The 18,354-nt window shown below is 63.9% G+C and carries 2 protein-coding genes; both read right to left on the bottom strand.

Annotation, left to right across the window (positions count from 1 at the left end):
* Positions 1-56 precede the first annotated feature (56 nt).
* Entirely contained in the window at positions 57-1,043 is a 987-nt protein-coding gene (locus ACP93_RS01065) for an NAD-dependent epimerase/dehydratase family protein (RefSeq protein ID WP_048489007.1), read from the bottom strand.
* On the bottom strand, positions 1,044-17,234 hold the full coding sequence (locus tag ACP93_RS21405; RefSeq protein WP_048489006.1) for an SDR family NAD(P)-dependent oxidoreductase: 16,191 nt from the start codon (positions 17,232-17,234) through the stop codon (positions 1,044-1,046).
* Positions 17,235-18,354 lie beyond the last annotated feature (1,120 nt).

Genomic DNA, 18,354 nt, shown 5'->3' with positions numbered 1-18,354 from the left:
CCATTCCTTCCTGTTAAGTATCCCTGCCGCTACCAGGGCATCGTCCACGCAAGGGCTTAGCCGAAAAACCCGTTGCGCCTGTACCACTCCGCGCTGTCGCGCACCATCGCTTCGATCGGCGCGGAACGATAGCCGAGCTCGCGCTGGGCCTTGCTCGAATCGAAGTAATACGTACATCCCATCACGCGCATCCGGTACGCCTCGACCGCAGGCCGGCCCGGTACGAACGGGAACCGGCGCTCCTGCAGCGTGGTCTTTAGCCGCAACCAGCGATAATTCGTTCTCGGAATGCGCAGCGGCTTTTCCAACACGTCGCCAATCACGTTCAGGAAGCGAGCGATGCGGATATTCTCCCCTCCCAACAGATAACGCTGTCCGGGCCTTCCATGGGACAACGCGCTGACATGCGCACGCCCCACATCGGCCGCGGAACAATAGCTCGCACCGCCAGGTGGACTGAATGGGAGCTGGTCGTAATACGCGGCGATCAGCAACCGTCCCCACTGCAGATTGTGATCGTAGGCCCCGACCACTTCCGCCGGATTCAGCACGATCGTCTCCAGGCCGCGGGCATTGGCCTCGAATACGACGCGTTCGGCCTGCTGTTTGGTCGCCGCGTACGGACTGCGCCTGCGGTAGCCGGTGAGCGGTACGCTTTCATCGGCCACGCGCGATGCGTCGTCGAAGGCGCCCACCGTCGATGTGGTACTGGTGTAGACCAGCCGGCGCACGCCGTTGCGTAAAGCCGCATCGACGACATTGCGCGTGCTGTAGACGTTGGCTGCCTGCAAGAGCGGCAGATCGCTCCACTTGCAACTGGTGTTGCCAGCCGTATGAATCACCGCCTCCGCGCCGCGCATGGCCTGCGACAACGCATCCACATCGCCCAGATCGCCACGAACGATCCGCACGCCGAACGGCTCCAGGTACTTCGTGTTCGAGTCCGGCCGCACGATGGCGGTGACGCGGTGCCCGGCGTCGACCAGCGCAGAGACGATGTTGAGACCGACGAACCCATTGCCGCCGGTGACGAAGACAGTCATTCAGGAACCTTCCGTGGTGATGGCTTTGGCTTCCATGGTCTTCCAGAAGCGTTCCCGGCTCTCGGATTTGGTGCGCATGCCTAGCGCGGACGGCATGCGATCGGGATTGGAGACAATGCCTTCGAGCAGCACGGCGATCTGTTCGAGCAACATTGCCGCGCTGGCATGATCGGGTTCGACCGCGCGATACATCAAGCTCAGTTCCAACGAATCGACATCGATCGCCGCAGCCAGTTCCATGCGCGGCCGCAGACCGCAGGGATACGCTTCCGAGGTCAAGTGGCGTTCGCCATCCTCGCCCGGCGCGACCGGCGAAGCGAAGCTCACGACGCAATCGAACAACTGCTCGCGCCCGACCCATTCGCCGATCCGTTCGATCGTCGTACAGGCATGGCGATGCTTGCGCAGCAGAGTGGCCTGCAACTCGTCCAGCCATTCGAGCACCTTCTTCCGACCGACGGTGTGCACCCGAACCGGCAGCAGGACCGGCTCGCCGGCCTGATCGGCACCGAGCAGGCCGAACTGGGAATAACGGGCGTTGCTGTAGCGATTGAGCAACACGGCCCAAGCCCCGGCAAGCAAGGTTTCCAGGGCAATGCTGTGGCGCGAACCGAAGGCTTGCAGCAACTGCGTCAGTGCTGGATCGACCACCTCGGACACGACGTGCACCGTGCCTGCCCTGTCGCCACCGGGTGCGGCGGATTCCAGCGACATGCGCTCGCCCAAGGCGACCACGGTATCGGTCGCGTCGCCCAGGTGCTCGATCCAGTAACGGCGCACCCACCCATCGTCGGGCATATCGGCCGCGGTTGGGCCAGATGCATCCTCGACGTCGGCGGACGGGACATCCGACAGGCGGCACCATTCCACAGAGTCTTCCGCCGTCGCGGCGAAGGCGTCGGCTTGGCCGATGTGCAGGCCGTGGTCGGCCTGGGCGTCGCTCGACGTCGATTGTGCAGAGGAGGCGCGGTCCGAGACGATCACATTGCGTAAATCGCAATGCACCTGTTCGAAAGGCGTGCCCGGGAAAGAGGCGCGACGGCGCGGTTGGCCATGGTGAATTTCAGACCAATCGATCGCCGCGCCGCGAACCCACAATTCGGCGAGTTTGTCGAGGTCTCGCGCCCGCAGCAGGGTGTCGACAAAGCCATCTCCTGCATCGCCGCTCAACAAACGCAGCACGTCCAGCGAACCATGGGCTTCAATGTCGCCAGAGAACAGTCCGCGATGGCCGTCGGCCTCGCTCGGCTGCTCCAGCGCCGCAATCAGCGCCTGCGCGTCGGCGGCAACCACTGCCAGACGATAGCGATAGGCGATACGCCCGACCTGCGACGCGTACGCGAGGTCGGCGAAGGCCGCATGGGTCAGCCCTTGCGCAGTCTGCTCGCGTATGAAGGCGGCAAGCGAGCCCGCATAGGCCTTCAATCCATCCTGGCTGCGCGCTGACAATACGAACAAGACCGGGGACGCGTCGCTCGGAACGCCCCCCGGCGCAGGCGCATGCGATTCCACGATCACGAATGCATTGGAACCGCCCATGCCGAACGAGTTGATGCCGGCGATACGCGTGCCCTTGGCGTTGCGCGGCCAGACGGTCGCCGCATCGGGAAACCGTAGCGCCGAACCGGCATGATCGAAATTGCTGTTGATTCGGCGCAGCCCCGCGCAAGGTGCGAATTCGCCGTGACGCATGCTCAACAATACCTTGATCAGCGAACCGACGCCGGACGCGGCCTCCATGTGTCCGATACCCGCCTTGCTGCCGATCATGCACTGACCGACAGCACTGGACGTGCGCCGCAGCGCGTTATCGAGCGCCTTCAATTCGATCGGATCGCCCAATTCGGTACCGGTGCCATGCGCTTCGATGCAGCCGATGTCGTCGGCGACCAGACCGGCATCGCGAATGCACTCGGCGACGGTGTCCTCCATCACCTGCAGATTGGGCATGAACTGTCCCGGCCCGGTGCCGAAGTGGCCGATGCGCGAGGACCGAATGACGCCGTGGATATGATCGCCATCGGCAATCGCACGACTGAGCGGCTTCAGCACCACCACGCCTGCGCCCTCGCTCGGTACAAGGCCATTGGCAATGTCATCGAAGGTGCGTTCCTTGCCGTCCGGCGACAAGACCTTCATGTCGTGCAACAGCTGGTACTTGCTCTGATGCAGCGACAGATTGATGCCACCGACCAGGGCCACTTCGCAATCGTTCGCAAGAATCGATTGTCGGGCCAGATGCAGTGCCGTTAGCCCGCCCGAGCACGCGGTCGAGACGGTCAGGCTGGGTCCATGGAAGTTCATCACGAACGACAAACGGTTCGACAGTTCGCTGGTCACCGACCCCGGACCGATGTACTCGCGGCTACCCCGCTGCAGGTCGGCGGCGACACGGCTGAAGTCGTCGTTCATCGCGCCGACGAACACGCCAACGCTGGAGAGGGCCAAGGTCTGCGGCGTATACGCGGCATCCTCGACCGCGCGCCATGCGGTGCGCAGCAGCACGCGCAGTTGCGGATCGGCCTTGTCGGCCTCGGCCTGCGACATGCGGAACAGCTTCGGATCGAACAGCTCGACATCGGACAGGAAACCTCCGGCGTCGGCGATCGATTGGCCCGAACGCGAGCGATATTCGTTGAGCGAAGGCGCGAACCCACGCGTTGCCGGAACGCGCGTCAGGCAATCACGGCCCTCGCGCAGATTGCGCCAGAACCGATCCAGGTCGGGCGAGGACGGAAACTCGCCGGCCATGCCGATGATCGCGATGGCCTCGGCCGCGGCGGCAGGCGCACGTCCGGCCGGCGGGCGCTTGGAGTGCAGCGGCGCAACCGTCCTCTCGCGAGCCGCAGTCGGCATGGCCGGGGTTGCGCCGGCATCGCGAGCCGGGACGACGGTAGCCACCGCGTCGGCAACAGGGAAGAGCCGGCGCACCGCCTCCGGATAGCGCGCTAGCAGATAGTGGGCGAGCTGCGCGGCACTGTCGTATTCGAACAGCGCGGTCTTCGGCAGTTCGGTGAAGTCTGCGCGCAGCGCTGTATGCAATTCGAGCATCAACACCGAATCCATCCCACACTGCTCGAAGCTGGTGCGCGAGCCGATGGCCGAGGCCTGGGTCTTGGTGACCGCGGCCATGCGTTGCTTGATCAGATGTTCGACCTCGCTACCCAGCGCGTCATCGACGGTGTGTGCGACTGCGCTGTACTTGGCTGGCGGCACTTGCGGCTCGGAATGCACAGTCGGCGGGGCTGCAATCGACGCAACGTCGTGCATCACCGGCTTGGCATCGATGATGCGCATCGCTACGGCACGCTCGATGGCGATCGGCGTGTCCGCTCGTGGCTCGCCCCCCTCTGCCAACCGCAAGGTCTTTGCAATGCGCTTCGGGTCGCCGACCGTCACCAGCACGCGGCCCTGTGCCGAACGCAGCAGCGTGCCGAGGATCTCCAACCCTTCTGCCTCGCTCAGCGCCTGCATGCCGGAGTACCCGAACACCACCGAGTCGCCGCCGGTGATTTCCATACCGCCGGTCGCCCACAATGGCCATCCGATCGACAGGCTGCGACCATGACGCAGTCCGCGGACGCGCTGCGCGTCGCGCCACAGCGCATAGCCGTCCATGAAACGGTTGGCGGCCGCATACGCGCCGGACCCCAGATCGCCGATCAGCGCCGAGACCGACGAGAACGCGACGAAGAAATCCAGCGGCAGCGATGCCGTCGCACGGTCGAGCGCAATCAAACCGTCGACCTTGGGCGCGAGCAGCGCGTTGAAACCTGCATCGTCGAGTTCGAGAATGGAGCGATCGCTGGCGGAGCCGGCACAGTGAATGACACCGCTCAGGCCGCCAAACTCGCGTTCGGCCACCGCTACAAATGCCGCTATCGCCGCGGCATCGGCGATATCGACGCTGCGATACTCGACTTGTGTGCCAAGCGCACGGATCGTGTCCAAGGCGTCGTGCGCGCTCGCCGGCACTTCGGCCGAGCGGCCACAGAGAAGCAGCTGCGCCCGGCACTTCGTCGCCAACCATTGGGCTACCGCCAGACCAAGCTTGCCCGCGCCGCCGGTGATCAGATACGCCCCCCCATCACGCAAGGGTAATGCGGCATTTGCATCATGCGCGGCCATCGGCAAAGCGCGCAGCGTACGGCGATGCCGCCGACCGCCGCGCCAGGCGATCTCGTTGGCGCCGAAACTGCCATCCACGTCCAGCTCGTCGACGATCGCCCGTGCACGCACCTCGATCCCGTCTCGATCGTCGCTGAGCGTGGACAGTTCGAAACGATGATTGGCCATCAACAGCGAACGCGCGTATCCGATGATCGCCTCGTGTTGCGGATGGACACCGCCGTCGTCACGATAGGCATAGAGCAACCGCACCGCAGCGCCGGGATTGACCCGCTCCGAGGCGACGAACAATTGGCGTACCGACTGCAGTCCACGATGCAAAACGCTCGTGCCGGTATCACCGGCCGACCACGCGGCATCGGGCGTACCGTTCAAAATCACGATGCGCTCCGGCAGCAGATCCCGGTCACGCAGGGAGTCGAACAAGGCCGACCCACTCGCGGCACTAAACGGATCGAACCGGTCCGATGCGGATGCATCGTCTCCATTCGCGGCGAACGCGACCGCGATGCCGCGATCGCCATCGGGCAACGCGCGAACCAGGCCTTGCGCAAGGTCGAGGTCGTCTGCGACCACCAGCACCGTCCGTGCGGCGCGGCCTGCGGTTGCAGCCTGTGCCGGAGGCGCAGCAGGCAACCAGTGATCGTCGAAGAACTGCACCGCGCGAGCCTGCGCCTCTTGTCGCACAAGCGCGCGGCCACTGAAACCGTGCAACTTCACCAGCACACGGCCGTCTGCATCGGTCACCAAGATGTCGTATTTGTACGCGGTCGCGTCGGTGATGGGCATCAATCCGGACGGCAGCGCGGCGGCCAGCGCCTCGCGACTGCGCACGACATGCGCATAGCAAGTTTCGCTGAGCGGGTGGCGAATCTCCATTTCGTCCAACGCGAACGGCACGATCGGCACGACCGGATCGCCGCTACCGGCCACTTCGACCGCCAGCCCAGCGCGCAACGCCGCATCGAGCAAGGAAGGGTGCAGACCGAACTGACTCATGCCCGAGCGCAGATGCGCAGGCAGGCGCAGTTCGCATAGCGCGCCTTCGGCCAGTCGATAGCGAGCCTGGGTGACCTGGAAGGATGGGCCGAAATGGAACCCCATGCGACGGAATGCCGAGTAGATCTCTTCCGAATCGCGTTCGATGCGGACCCCGCGTGCGACGATGGCTTGAATATCCAGCCATTCGTCGGCGACCTCGTCGTCGGCACCCTGGAATACCAGTTCGCCGTCCGCGCAGATCGCAGCATCGGACTCACGCAGGATGTCGAACTGCAATCCGGTCTCGTCGCTGTGCATGCGGATCGTCAGCGCATCGGGCATGCCGACGATTTCGAACGGCTGCCGCCAGGCGAAATTGCGGATACGTGACACGCGCCAGCCTTCTCCCGCGGAGAGATCGCCGGCCGCACGCGCCATTTCCAGATAGGCCACGCCAGGCAGAATCTTGCGGTCGCGATCGGTATGGACGATATGGTCGCGCAGATAGAATTCCTGGCCATCGAAGCGCTTGCGGTAGATCTGCGCGGCGAGAGTGGAATGGTTGCGGTCGATCAGCGGATGTGGAGCATCGGCAACCGCATCGCTGCGCCTCTCGTCGACCCAGTAACGCTGCGTGACAAAGGGCATGGTCGGGAACGGCATGCGATACGGTCGGGCGCCCCCATCAGCGAGCGGATACAAGAGGTCGACATAGCGCGCCCAATCCACGTCGAGCATCGACACCCAGGCGCGCGCCAACTGCGGCAAGCGGCCGCCAGCGATCAAGCCACGGATGATCGCGTCGCGCTCGCCTTCCCCGACGATGGCTTCGAGCTTCTCGCCTTGACGGCGTGGCGACCCGCGCAGAACGCCCTCGGCGCTGGAGCCAGCGCGACAAGCGCGCAGCGCATCCAGCAAATCGGCAACGCTGGTCGCGACGACCGCGAGGCGCTCGTCCATCGCCTCGCGGCCGATCTGCGAGGAATAGGCGAGCGAACGAAGGTCCAGGCCGACATCCGGATCGCCGCCGCGCTCCAGGAATGCGATCATGCGATCGACGTAGCGCATCAGGCGCTCTTCCCCATCGGCCGACAGCACGAACAGCACCGGCCGGCCGTCGGCGGCCGCCGGCAAGGTTCGTGGATGATCCTCGATCAGGCAATGCGCGTTGGCGCCGCCCGCACCGAAGGAGCTCAAGCCGGCGCGGCGCGGGCTGCGCGAGCCGATCGCGATCCAGGGCTCTTGTTGTTGAACTACGCGGAAAGGCGCCTGGGCGAAGTCGATGTTCGGATTCGCCGGCGAAGCGTGCAATGACGGCGCGATGGCATCGTGGCGGAACTGCAGCAGGATCTTGGTCAATCCGGCGATCGCCGCGGCCGACTCCAGATGGCCGACGTTGGACTTGACCGAACCGATGCGGCATTTCTGGCGACCCGATTCCGCACCGCGGCCGAAGGATGCGGATGCCGTATCGAATGCGCGGGTCAGCCCGGCGATCTCGATCGGATCGCCCAAGGACGTGCCGGTACCGTGCGCTTCGATGTAATCGATGCTTTGTGGGTCCCAACCGGCCTGGCTGAGCGCCTTGCCGATCACATTGGTCTGCCCGACCTGATTCGGCACGGTGTAGCCGTTGGTCTTTCCGCCGTGGTTGAGGCTGGTCGCCTTGATCACGCCGTAGACGTGGTCGCCGTCCTGGATCGCCTGACTCAAGCGCTTGAGCATTATCGCGCCGACGCCCTCCCCCGGCACGTAACCGTCGCCGTTGGCGCCGAACGCGCGGCAGCGGCCGTCGCTGGACAGGAACTGCGCGGCGGACAACGTCTGATACTTGTTAGGATGCACGATCACGTTGACGCCACCGGCGATCGCCATCTCGCAATCGCCATTGCGGATAGCGCGGCATGCCAAATGGATCGCGGTCAGCGACGAGGAGCACATCGTATCGACGGCCATGCTCGGGCCGTTGAAATTCATGAAGTACGAAACGCGGTTGGCGATCGAGGAAAACGGCGGATTCGGCCGACCCGACTTGAGCTGCTCGTCGGTGACGTCGATCTGAGCGTAGTAGCCCCACATCACCCCAACGTACACGCCGACCGACCGGCCCTTGAGCGACTGCCGGGTCTGGCAGGCGTCCTCGACGCACTCCCACGCGGTCTGCAGGAACAAGCGTTCCTGCGGATCGATCAGTTCGGCCTCGCGCGCGGAAATATTGAAGAAGCGCGCATCGAACTGATCCACGCCGTCGATGAATCCGCCCCACTTGCTGTAGACCGCGCCCTTGAGCGTGCGATCGGGGTGGAAGTAACGGCCATGGTCCCATCGCGATAGCGGAATCTCGCTGATGCTGTCGCAGCCGGACGAGAGGTTCTGCCAGAACGCGTGCAGATCGTTCGCACCGGGATAGCGGCCGCTGAGGCCGACGATGGCGATGTCTTCCGGCTCGACGCGATCCGAACCGCCGCGCAGACGGCGGAATTCGCCGGAAGCGGTGAGCGCGCGCCCTCGCACGGGCATCGGATTCGGTGCGCTTGTCTGCGCATGGAGTTCCGCGCGGATCTGCTCAGCGCGTCCGTCCCGCCAATGCAGTTCGGCAGCCCAATCGGCCAGCGTGTCGTGGCGGTAGGGAGCGGACGCGTCCACGCCTTCGAAATCCTGCGCCAAGGCATGCAGCACCATGAGAATATTGACCGCATCCAGCGGCCAATGCGCGATGGGCGTGCCGATGCCGCAGTTCGCGGCTTCCGCGCCGAGAATCCGCCGCAGTTGCCGGAACAGATGGTCCTGCACGCCCATATCGTCGCCTTCCGCGGCCGACGGCACTTCGCCGCTCGGGCTGGCGGACGCGATCGATGCGGTCGGCGCGGCCGCGGAGCCGGCTCCGGCCAAGGACTGAGCGGCCTCCGGGAAGGTCTCGGCCAAATGCTCAGCCAAACTGGCGACGTCCTGGTATTCGAAGAACAGCGTTTTGGAGACCGCGCCGAAGGCCGCCTCTAGACGCCCTGTCAGTTTGACGATCATCACCGAATCGATGCCGTAGTGCTCCAGCGGTGCATGCGGATCGATGTCGTGTGGACCCAGGCCAACCGTTTCCCCCAGGATGCGGCGCAAGAACTCCTGCGCGGCGAGTCTCGGGGCACCTGCAGAGATAAGCGGTACTTGCGCTACAGCGACGGCTTGCGTCGTTGGCACCTGTATCTCCACGGCCGGCGCCATCGCGCTCAATATCTCGGCGTGATTTTCCGCAAGGTAGCCGGCGATGCCGGACAGTTCCTGGTACTCGAAGAACAGCGTCTTGGGCACTTCTCCGAAACGCAGCTCCAACTCGCGGTTCAAGCCCGCGATCATGACCGAATCGATGCCGTAGTTTTCCAGCGGCGCATGCGGATCGATCTGCGCTGGCGCAAGCTTGGTGACGTTGGCAAGCAATTCGACCAGGCGCGCGGTCGCGGTCGCCTGCAGCGCTTGCGGCACAAGCGTGGTGGCCGCCGACGTGACCGCGGGCGACTGCATCGTCGCCGGCAGGACCTTGGTCGTCATCGGTTTCGGCGCCGTACGCGCACGTGCGAGCAGCGACAGCTGCGGCGCAGACTGAATGGTGAGCTGTTCGATGCGCACCATGACCCGCCCCTGCGCATCGCATACGCTCAGGTCGAAGTGCGACTGCTCAGGCGTCGTTGTCCCCTGCACGACCCCGCTCCTGCGCGCATGCACGAACACCTGTTCGCCCGGGACCGCGAGGATCTCGATCCGGCGTAACCGTACCGGTACGCGGATACCACCGGTGCTCGCGCTGAACCCGCCGACACCGAGACTGACCCGGATGGCGCCGTCGATCAGCGCCGGATGCAGCACGAAATCGCCCGCCTCCACGCCGACAATACGCGGCAGGCGCATCACGCCCAGTGCCTCGTCGGCATTGTGACGCAGACTTTCGAAGACCCGGAAGCTTTCGCCGAAGGAGAAGCCCATGGCCGAGAACACCGCCTCCACGTCGACGCCGTCGAGTGCGGCCGTTCGAGCCGAAATCGCGGCCAAATCCACGCCTGCGACCTCGCCAGCCACGAAAGCATCGCCGAGCACGATCGCGCCATCGGCATACGGTTGCTGCGCATCACCGCCGAAGGCATCGATAGCGAAAGCCACCGTTCCACGCTCAGGCAGCAGCGAAATCCGCACGGTCTGTGGCAAATCGTTGACGATGATCGGCCTATACCAATGCACGTCCTCGATCGCCATCACCACCCGGCCGGGCGCGGCCAGACGTGCCGCCTGCAAGGCCTGTTCGAGATACACCACACCCGGCAGGACACGGTTATCGCCCAAACGGTGATCGCGCAGATAGAACGCGTCGGAACGAAACGTCTTCAGGAAGGCCTGTTCTTCCAGGGTGGACACATTGGCGTCGATCAACGGATGCAATGCGGCGACACCACCCTCACCGCTGGCATCGGCGTCCGATGTCTCGACCCAGTAACGTTGGCGTTGGAATGCATATCCCGGCAATGGCACGCGACGCCGGCTGCCGGCGACATGCAACGCACGCCAATCGATCGATACGCCGTCCACCCAGGCCTGCGCCAGAGCGGCCAGATCGCGAGCGGCCAGCGATTCCGACAGCCGCGCCGCAGCGGCGGCGCCGCGCGCGGCTACCGCAGGGTCGCGTTTGGCGGCATCGCGATGACCGGACCAGGCTTGCGTGGCCAGCAGCCCCTTCTCCGCATACAGGCGCAGCGCATCCAGCAACTCGCGCCGCGATGCCGCGACGAAAGCAACGCGGACTTCCATCGCGATGCGGCCGATCTGCAAGGTATACGCCGCATCCTGCAAACCGATGGTCGGATCGTCCTGCAAACGCTGGGCCAACCCCCCGGCCATTTCGCGCAAGGCAGCGTCGCGACGCGCGGACAGCACGACGACGACCGGTGCATCGGCGCCGGAGTCGCCGCGAGCCTCCTCGACGTATTCTTCGACGATCAGATGGCCGTTGCTGCCGCCGGCACCGAACGAGCTGATGCCCGCCAGTCGCGGCAGTTCCCTGCGCGTTCCGGCCTGTTCGACGACCGGACGCAACCACGGCTGCAAGCTGCGCTGCACGCGGAACGGACTATGCGCGAAGTCGATGTAGGGATTGGGGGTATCGGAATGTATCGATGGCACCAGACTGCGATGCCGCATCTGCAGCAGCACCTTGGTCAAGCCGGCGATGCCGGCCGCTGCCTCGAGATGGCCCAGATTGGACTTGGCCGAACCGATCGCACAGTACTGATGCTCGTTTTGGGCGAAGGCCCTGGTCAAGCCTGCGACCTCGATCGGATCGCCCAGGCTCGTGCCGGTGCCATGCGCCTCGACATAGCTGACATGGCGCGGATCCACGCCCGCCGCATCCAGCGCCTCTTGCACCAGCGCCGCTTGACGCTTGGGATTTGGCACGGTGAAACCTGAGGCCTTGCCACCGTGGTTGATCGACGAGCCGCGGATGATGCCGTAGATGTGGTCGCCGTCGCGACGCGCCTGAGCCAGGGATTTCAACACCACCGCGCCGACACCTTCGCCGGGCACATAGCCGTTGCCACCCTCGCCGAAAGCGCGGCAGCGGCCGTCACTGGACAGGAAATGCATGTCCGAGAGCAGGTTGTACTTGTTCGGATGCAGCGACAGGTTGACCGCACCGGCGATGGCAACGTCGATCTCGCCCACGCCGATCGCCTGGCAGGCGAGATGGATCGCGGTCAACGAGGACGAACAGGCGGTGTCGATGGTCAGACTCGGACCGGAAAAATTGAACTGATACGAAACCCGATTGGCGACAGCCCAATAGAAGCTGTGCGGCACAACCCAGCTGTCGCGTGGACGATCCACGCCATGCAGCTGGTAATCGCCCCACATCAGACCGGCATACACGCCGACCGGGTTTTCGCGATGGCCACGCGCCTGCGCCAGCGTGTCCGGCGTATAGCCGGCATCCTCGATCGCCTGCGAGGCGATCTCCAGGAAAAGGCGTTCGTTTGGATCGATGTTCTCTGCTTCTTTGGGCGAGATATTGAAGAACAGCGGATCGAACTGGTCGACGCCGCGCAGGAAACCGCCCCAACGGCTGTAGCTGTTGGCGCGCGTCGCTTCGCCCGGCTGGAAACGGAACTTCGCCGCCAGATCCGGCCTCTCGGCAGGAATCTCCTCGACGCAGTCGCGGCCCAGCCGCAGGTTGTCCCAGAACGCCTCCAGCGTTTCCGCCTGCGGATAGCGGCCTGCCAGACCGATGATCGCGATGTCGTCGCGGTGTGGCGGGGCTGCCGGCTCTGTGGCACGGCTGCGGCTTGGCGACGACACCGCGTAGGCGGCAGCGCGCCCTGAGTCGTGCGCGACGACCGGCGCAGGCGGCGCGTTAGAGGCCGCGTATGCACTCGTTGCCACGCCGATGTCGACGACGGCTTGCGTGGGGCGCGCGATCGCGCGGCACCGGTCCGGATGGTGTTCGATGAAGTAACCGCTGAGTTCACCCAGCGTCTGGTATTCGAAGAACAGGGTCTTCGGCAGCGTGCCGAAGGATTTTTCCAGATCGGCGATGAGATCGATCATCACCACCGAATCGAAGCCGTACTCCTTGAACGAGCGCTCGGGCTCGAAGTCGGCGGAAATTCCAAGCTGCGAGGCGAACAGATTCGCGAGAAAACTCGATGTCAGCGCATGCCAGTTGGAAGGAGCGTCATCGGCATGCCCCTCGCCGGGGGACGCAGCGATGGCGATCGAAGGGGCCGCTGGCTGGCGATCCTCGGCGATCACGCCGAGCACTTCACGCACCTTATGGATATCGCCAGCCGGCATCACCACGACTTGCGGCTGCGCCTGCGCGATCGCGTAGTCCAGCACCTCGATACCGCGCTGAGTCGTCAACGGCACGATCCCGAAACTGCGCTGCAAGGCTTCCTCTTCCTTTTCGCCAAGGCGCATGCCGCCGTCCTGCCAGTACGGCCAGTTGATCGACACCGACTTGCCGCTGCGTTGGCCGTCTGCGACCAGCGTCTCGCGCATCGCCGAAAACGCATCCTCGAACGCATTGCCGAACGCATAGTCGCTCTGCCCGACATTGCCCAGCACGCCGGTAACGGATGAAAACAACACGAACAGATCCAGCGGATCGTGCTGCGTTTCCTGATCCAGGCACCAGACGCCCAGGGTCTTGGGTGCAATGACCCGCGCGAACGCTTCGGCGGGCTTGCGCAGCAGGAAATCGTCTTCGATGACCCCGGCCGAGTGCAGCACGCCATTCAGCACTTGATCGTGCTGACGCAGATCCTCGCGGATCGTCGCAAAGACCTGCCGCACCGCATCGCGATCGGTGATATCGCAGGCGAAATACATCGCGCGACCGCCCAGGCCGGCCAATGCCTCGAGCGTCGGCCGCTGCGCCTCGGACAGCGGCTTGCGACCGGTCAGGTATACCGTGGCCCGATAGCGCTCGCACAGATGGCGGGCGACGATCAGGCCAAGCGCCCCCAATCCGCCGGTAATGAGATACGCGCCCTCCGTTCGAAAGTCCGTGCTGCCCGTATGCACCGCGGCCGGCAACAGGCTCGAATGCACGGACGCGAACCGGCGCGTCTCGCGCAGGCCGTTGCGATAGCGCACGTCGGTGACTTTATCGTCGGCGAGCAATTCGTCGGCGACCAGGTCGGCCCAGCTAGCGCTATCGGTCGGGCATTGCACGACGCGTCCGCTGAAACTCGGCTTTTCGATCGCCAGCGTCTTGTAGAACCCGGCCAGCGCGATGACGTCGGTGGCGCCGAGGCCGTTGCGGTCGGGCGCGCCATCGATGTCCCAGTGGTTCAGATGCACAAAGCGTGCGCGCTTTGGACCGCGCAGCATCGCCTTGACCAGCGCGAACACGGTACGCGCGCCAGCGTCGATGCGCGCCTGCACGGACAGGTTCTCGCTAGGCTTCGGCGCGACCCAAACGAAGTATTCCAATTGTGCGCCGCGGGCTTTCCAGGCCCCGATCGCGGCCTCGGCATCGGCGAGCGATCCGGCGCGAAGGGCGTTGCCCTGCTCCTCCGGTGCCAGTCCGGCGCCCGCGGCCAGAACCGGCAAGCGTTCGAAACTCGTGCCGGCGAACCGCGGAGATCGCGCGAGCACCGTATGCAGGCTGTCCAGATCCTCCCGCTCGCCGATCATCACCACCATCGCAGGCGCCTGCGCCGCGCTCGGTATCGCCGCCCGCACCCACAACGGCGCGTACAGATCACCGGCAATCGATTCGGATGGAAGACGCATCGCAGATGCCTTGGGAGCCTGCACCGGCGAGGTTTGCGCCATGCGCGGGCGCAAGCTCAACCCACGGAACGCCAGTCGCACGCGGCCGACGGACTGGCCAGGCACGCACTCGATCAGATCGATATCGAGACGGGAAACTCGCTCGCCGCTGGATGAGGTCGGCGCGAATCGCGCCCAAGCGTACAGTTCGGTTGCACTCGGATTGCAACCCTTCCCCGCATCCACAACATCCAGGCGATCCAAGGCGAACGGCAGGCACGGCGCATGCGCGCGCGGTGCGCTGGTCGCGTCGATGGCGGACGCGAGTACCACTGCCGCCTGCAGCGCCGCATCGGCTGTACTCGGATGCACGACGAACGCCGCGTCGCCGCCCGAACGCTGTGTGGGCGACACGATCCGCGCCAGGCACTGACCGGCGCCGAGGCGCACATCGACGATCGCCTGGTGCATCGGTCCGTATTGCAATTGCAAGCCGGCCAGGCCACGGTAGCAGGCGACCGAGTCGACAAGGCCGGCCATGCAGTCGTTGCCGATCGCTTCGACATCCACCAGCATTTCGCCGGCATCCCGATCGACATGCAGGCGACCCTGGCAGTACACATGCGCCGATTCCCGCGTTTGCGTGTCAACGACGCGAAACCGCAGATGGGCCGGGGCGGCGCTCTGTGCCATACCGTCGTCGGATGCGTCCAACTCCAACTCGACCGACACCTCGGCGTCCTTCACTTCGAGCGGCCGCTGCCAGACCACATCGTGCAAGCTGACAGTGGATCCGGCCCCCGCATCGGCAGCATTGGCCAGCGCAAGATTCGCGCCGGCACGCGCCATTTCCAGGTATGCCACGCCAGGCAGGATCGAGCGGCCATCGACGACGTGATCGGCAAGGAAGAATTCGCGACCGCCGAAGGTCGAGCGGAAGCGCTGCTGACCGAGGACGGACACGTTCCGGTGCAGCAGCGGATGCAGGCGAGCTTCGGCCTGGGCCTCGCCGCGCAAATCCGCTGTGATCGACGCGGGCGTCCAGAAGGTCGCGCCCTTGAAAGGGTAGCCGGGCAGTCGCACGGACTGCGCCGACACGCCAGCGAACAACGGCGACCACGACAGCTTCGCGCCGCCACGGAAAGCGTTCGCCAGAGCACTCATCGCGTCGATGCGCGCCTGCTTCTTCAGCTTTGGCCATTTCGACAGCAGCGCCTGCAGCGCTTCGGCGTCCGCACTATCTGGCGTGGCGGCGCCATGGGTATCCACATCCATCGCTTGATTCAGTGCATCCAGCAATGCCGCCGGGCTATCCACCACGCAAGCGAACCGGCAAGCCAACGCGTCGCGACCCATTAGCAAGGTCTGGCTGACATCGGTCAGCCGCGTCCGTCCTGCATCGTCACGCGCCCAATCGCGCAGCGTCGCGATGCGACGCTGCAGGGCCGGGGCGGTCTTGGCCGACAAGGCGATCAACACGGGTTCATCGCTGCGAAGACGGCCGACGCCGCGCCGGACCGGCACCGCCGGCGCCTCCTCCAGAATCACGTGAGCATTGGTGCCGCCGAATCCGAACGAACTCACACCGGCGCGTAGCGGCTGTCCTGGCGCAAGTGGCAGCCAGGGGCGGCTGGCATCGAGGACATAGAACGGCGTGCCATCCATAGCAATACGGTGGTTGAGCCGGGCGAAATTCTGGAACGGCGGCAGACGACGATGCCGCATCGCCAGCAACACCTTAATCACGCCGGCCACGCCGGCGGCCGCTTCGAGATGGCCGATATTGGTTTTCACCGAGCTCACGCCGCAGTATGCGGACGGCAGTTCGATGCCCTGCTTGCGCGCCAAGCCACCGAAAGCCTGCAGCAGACCTTCGAATTCGATCGGGTCACCCTTCGGCGTGCCAGTGCCGTGCAGTTCGACGAATCCAAGACTGTCGACGGCCACGCCGGCGCGCTGGTGCGCGGCCATGATGACCTCGGCCTGCGCCTGCGGACTCGGGTAAGTCAAGGTATAGGTGCTACCGCAGTGATTGACCGCGGAGCCCTTGATTACGCCATGGATCGCGTCGCCGTCGGCGATAGCGCGCTCCAGCGGCTTGAGCAGCAAAAACGCCGCGCCTTCGCCGCGCACGTAACCGTCAGCAGCATCGTCGAAGGTGTTACAGATGCCGCTCGGCGAGAGCATGCCCATCTTCGAGAAAGAAATATGTCGGGTGGGCGTCAACATCAGATTAATGCCACCGGCGAGCGCCATCTCGCAATTGTCGTACTGCAAGGCCTGGATGGCGCTGTGGATCGCATTGAGCGAACTTGAACACGCCGTATCGATCGGAACGCTAGGTCCGCGCAAGTCGAAGTAATGCGACACGCGATTGGCGATCACTGCCGTCGCGGTACCGGTGGAATGATGCGCTTCGATCGAAATTTCGTCGCGCTCCTGCAACTCCTTGTAGTCGTGATTGAAGACCCCGACGACAACGGCGATCTTGCGCCCGCGCACGCTCGAAGGCGCTACACCAGCGTCTTCCATGCAATTCCAGGCAAGCTCGAGCATGATCCGCTGCTGCGGATCCATGGACTGCACAACCTTGGGCAGGAAACCGAAGAATTCATGATCGAACGCGTCGACCGCGTCGATGAATCCGCCCCATTTGCTATCAGTCTTGTTGATAGTGCTCTTTGGATCGCCCCATACACTACGCCAATCCCAGCGTTGCGATGGAATCTCGGTCACACTCGATTTACGGTCAATCAAATTTTTCCAGAACGTCGCAGTGTCGTTCGCCCCTGGAAATCGGAATGCCATTCCAATAATCGCGGTATCCATATCGCCCCAAACTTCTTCTGTATCGCGATGGTGCCGGCGTCATTCCTTTAGAGAATGACGACATCCTTCTGTCCCCACAGAGGATCATCTGAACTTGAGCGGATCACCCATCAATACTCTGCTTGATAGCACACCCACCGGGAAAATCCGTAGACAGATGAGAAATCAAGCAAGGCCGACGCTACGGATGGACTCATTTCTTGTCCAATCGCACATGGAGCCCGCCTGGACTACCTAGTTCGAAAGAATCCACTTGCCACGTAGGCGATGATGCCGTGAGCAGTTGTTCGGGTTGTTAACCTCGCGAATGAATGATACGCGCAATAGAGTTGCTTAGGCTTCTACGAAAAGACATCGCAGAAGTTGTGCGACGCCACCAAATCACGCCCCACAAAATTTTGAATATCGTAGAAAAGTTATTTTTAAATAAGAAAAACATGCAACAAAGTAAATAAAATTACAATATGCATCCTAGGTCAGACCTCAGGACACCACTTCATTACGCCACTAGATAATTATCCAAGCAGCAATCAGCACCAGACCTGGCTACTGCACCTGCACAACCACGTGATACTTCGGCCGCATCGTTGCGCCTCATTTCATCCTCGCAACTTGGTTGGCACGAGACTCTGGATATCCCTACGCAACTCTCCAGCAGACCAATGCCCCTTCCTCGCTCAGCTTGACTGGCATTGCATAGATCAGCGCGCACCAACCGTAAGGGTTTCCCTATTCGTTTCGGCTCGAACATCCATTGCAGACATCAATAGCGATGCTGGCGAGTCCTGTCGCTTGAGCCAGGATGCTCGGCCGTTGCGCTAGGAGACGGGCCTGGAACCGAGGTGGCACATCCGACTGTCAGCGGACCACGGCAAAGCACCGGTGGCTCACCAGCTCGGCTGACGACTACTCCTGCAACGTCGCTGAGATTTCCCAGCTCAATCAGCAGCACCAATGTTCGCTTTGCACCGCGCCAGCCCAAGTCTCCAGACACCCCAAGATCCGAACCTTCACTACCAGCATTGAGCGGCGATGCTGAGCATTCTCAACTTGGGCGTATGCGACAGACAGGGATTGAGAGCATGGAAGGTCAGCAGAGCGGGGATTCGTCGGCATCAGC

It is taken from the genome of Xanthomonas sp. NCPPB 1128 (assembly GCF_001043115.1).
GTDB lineage: Bacteria > Pseudomonadota > Gammaproteobacteria > Xanthomonadales > Xanthomonadaceae > Xanthomonas_A.
Note: the sequence above shows the minus strand (reverse complement) of the source record. Positions and strands in the feature narration are given on the sequence as shown.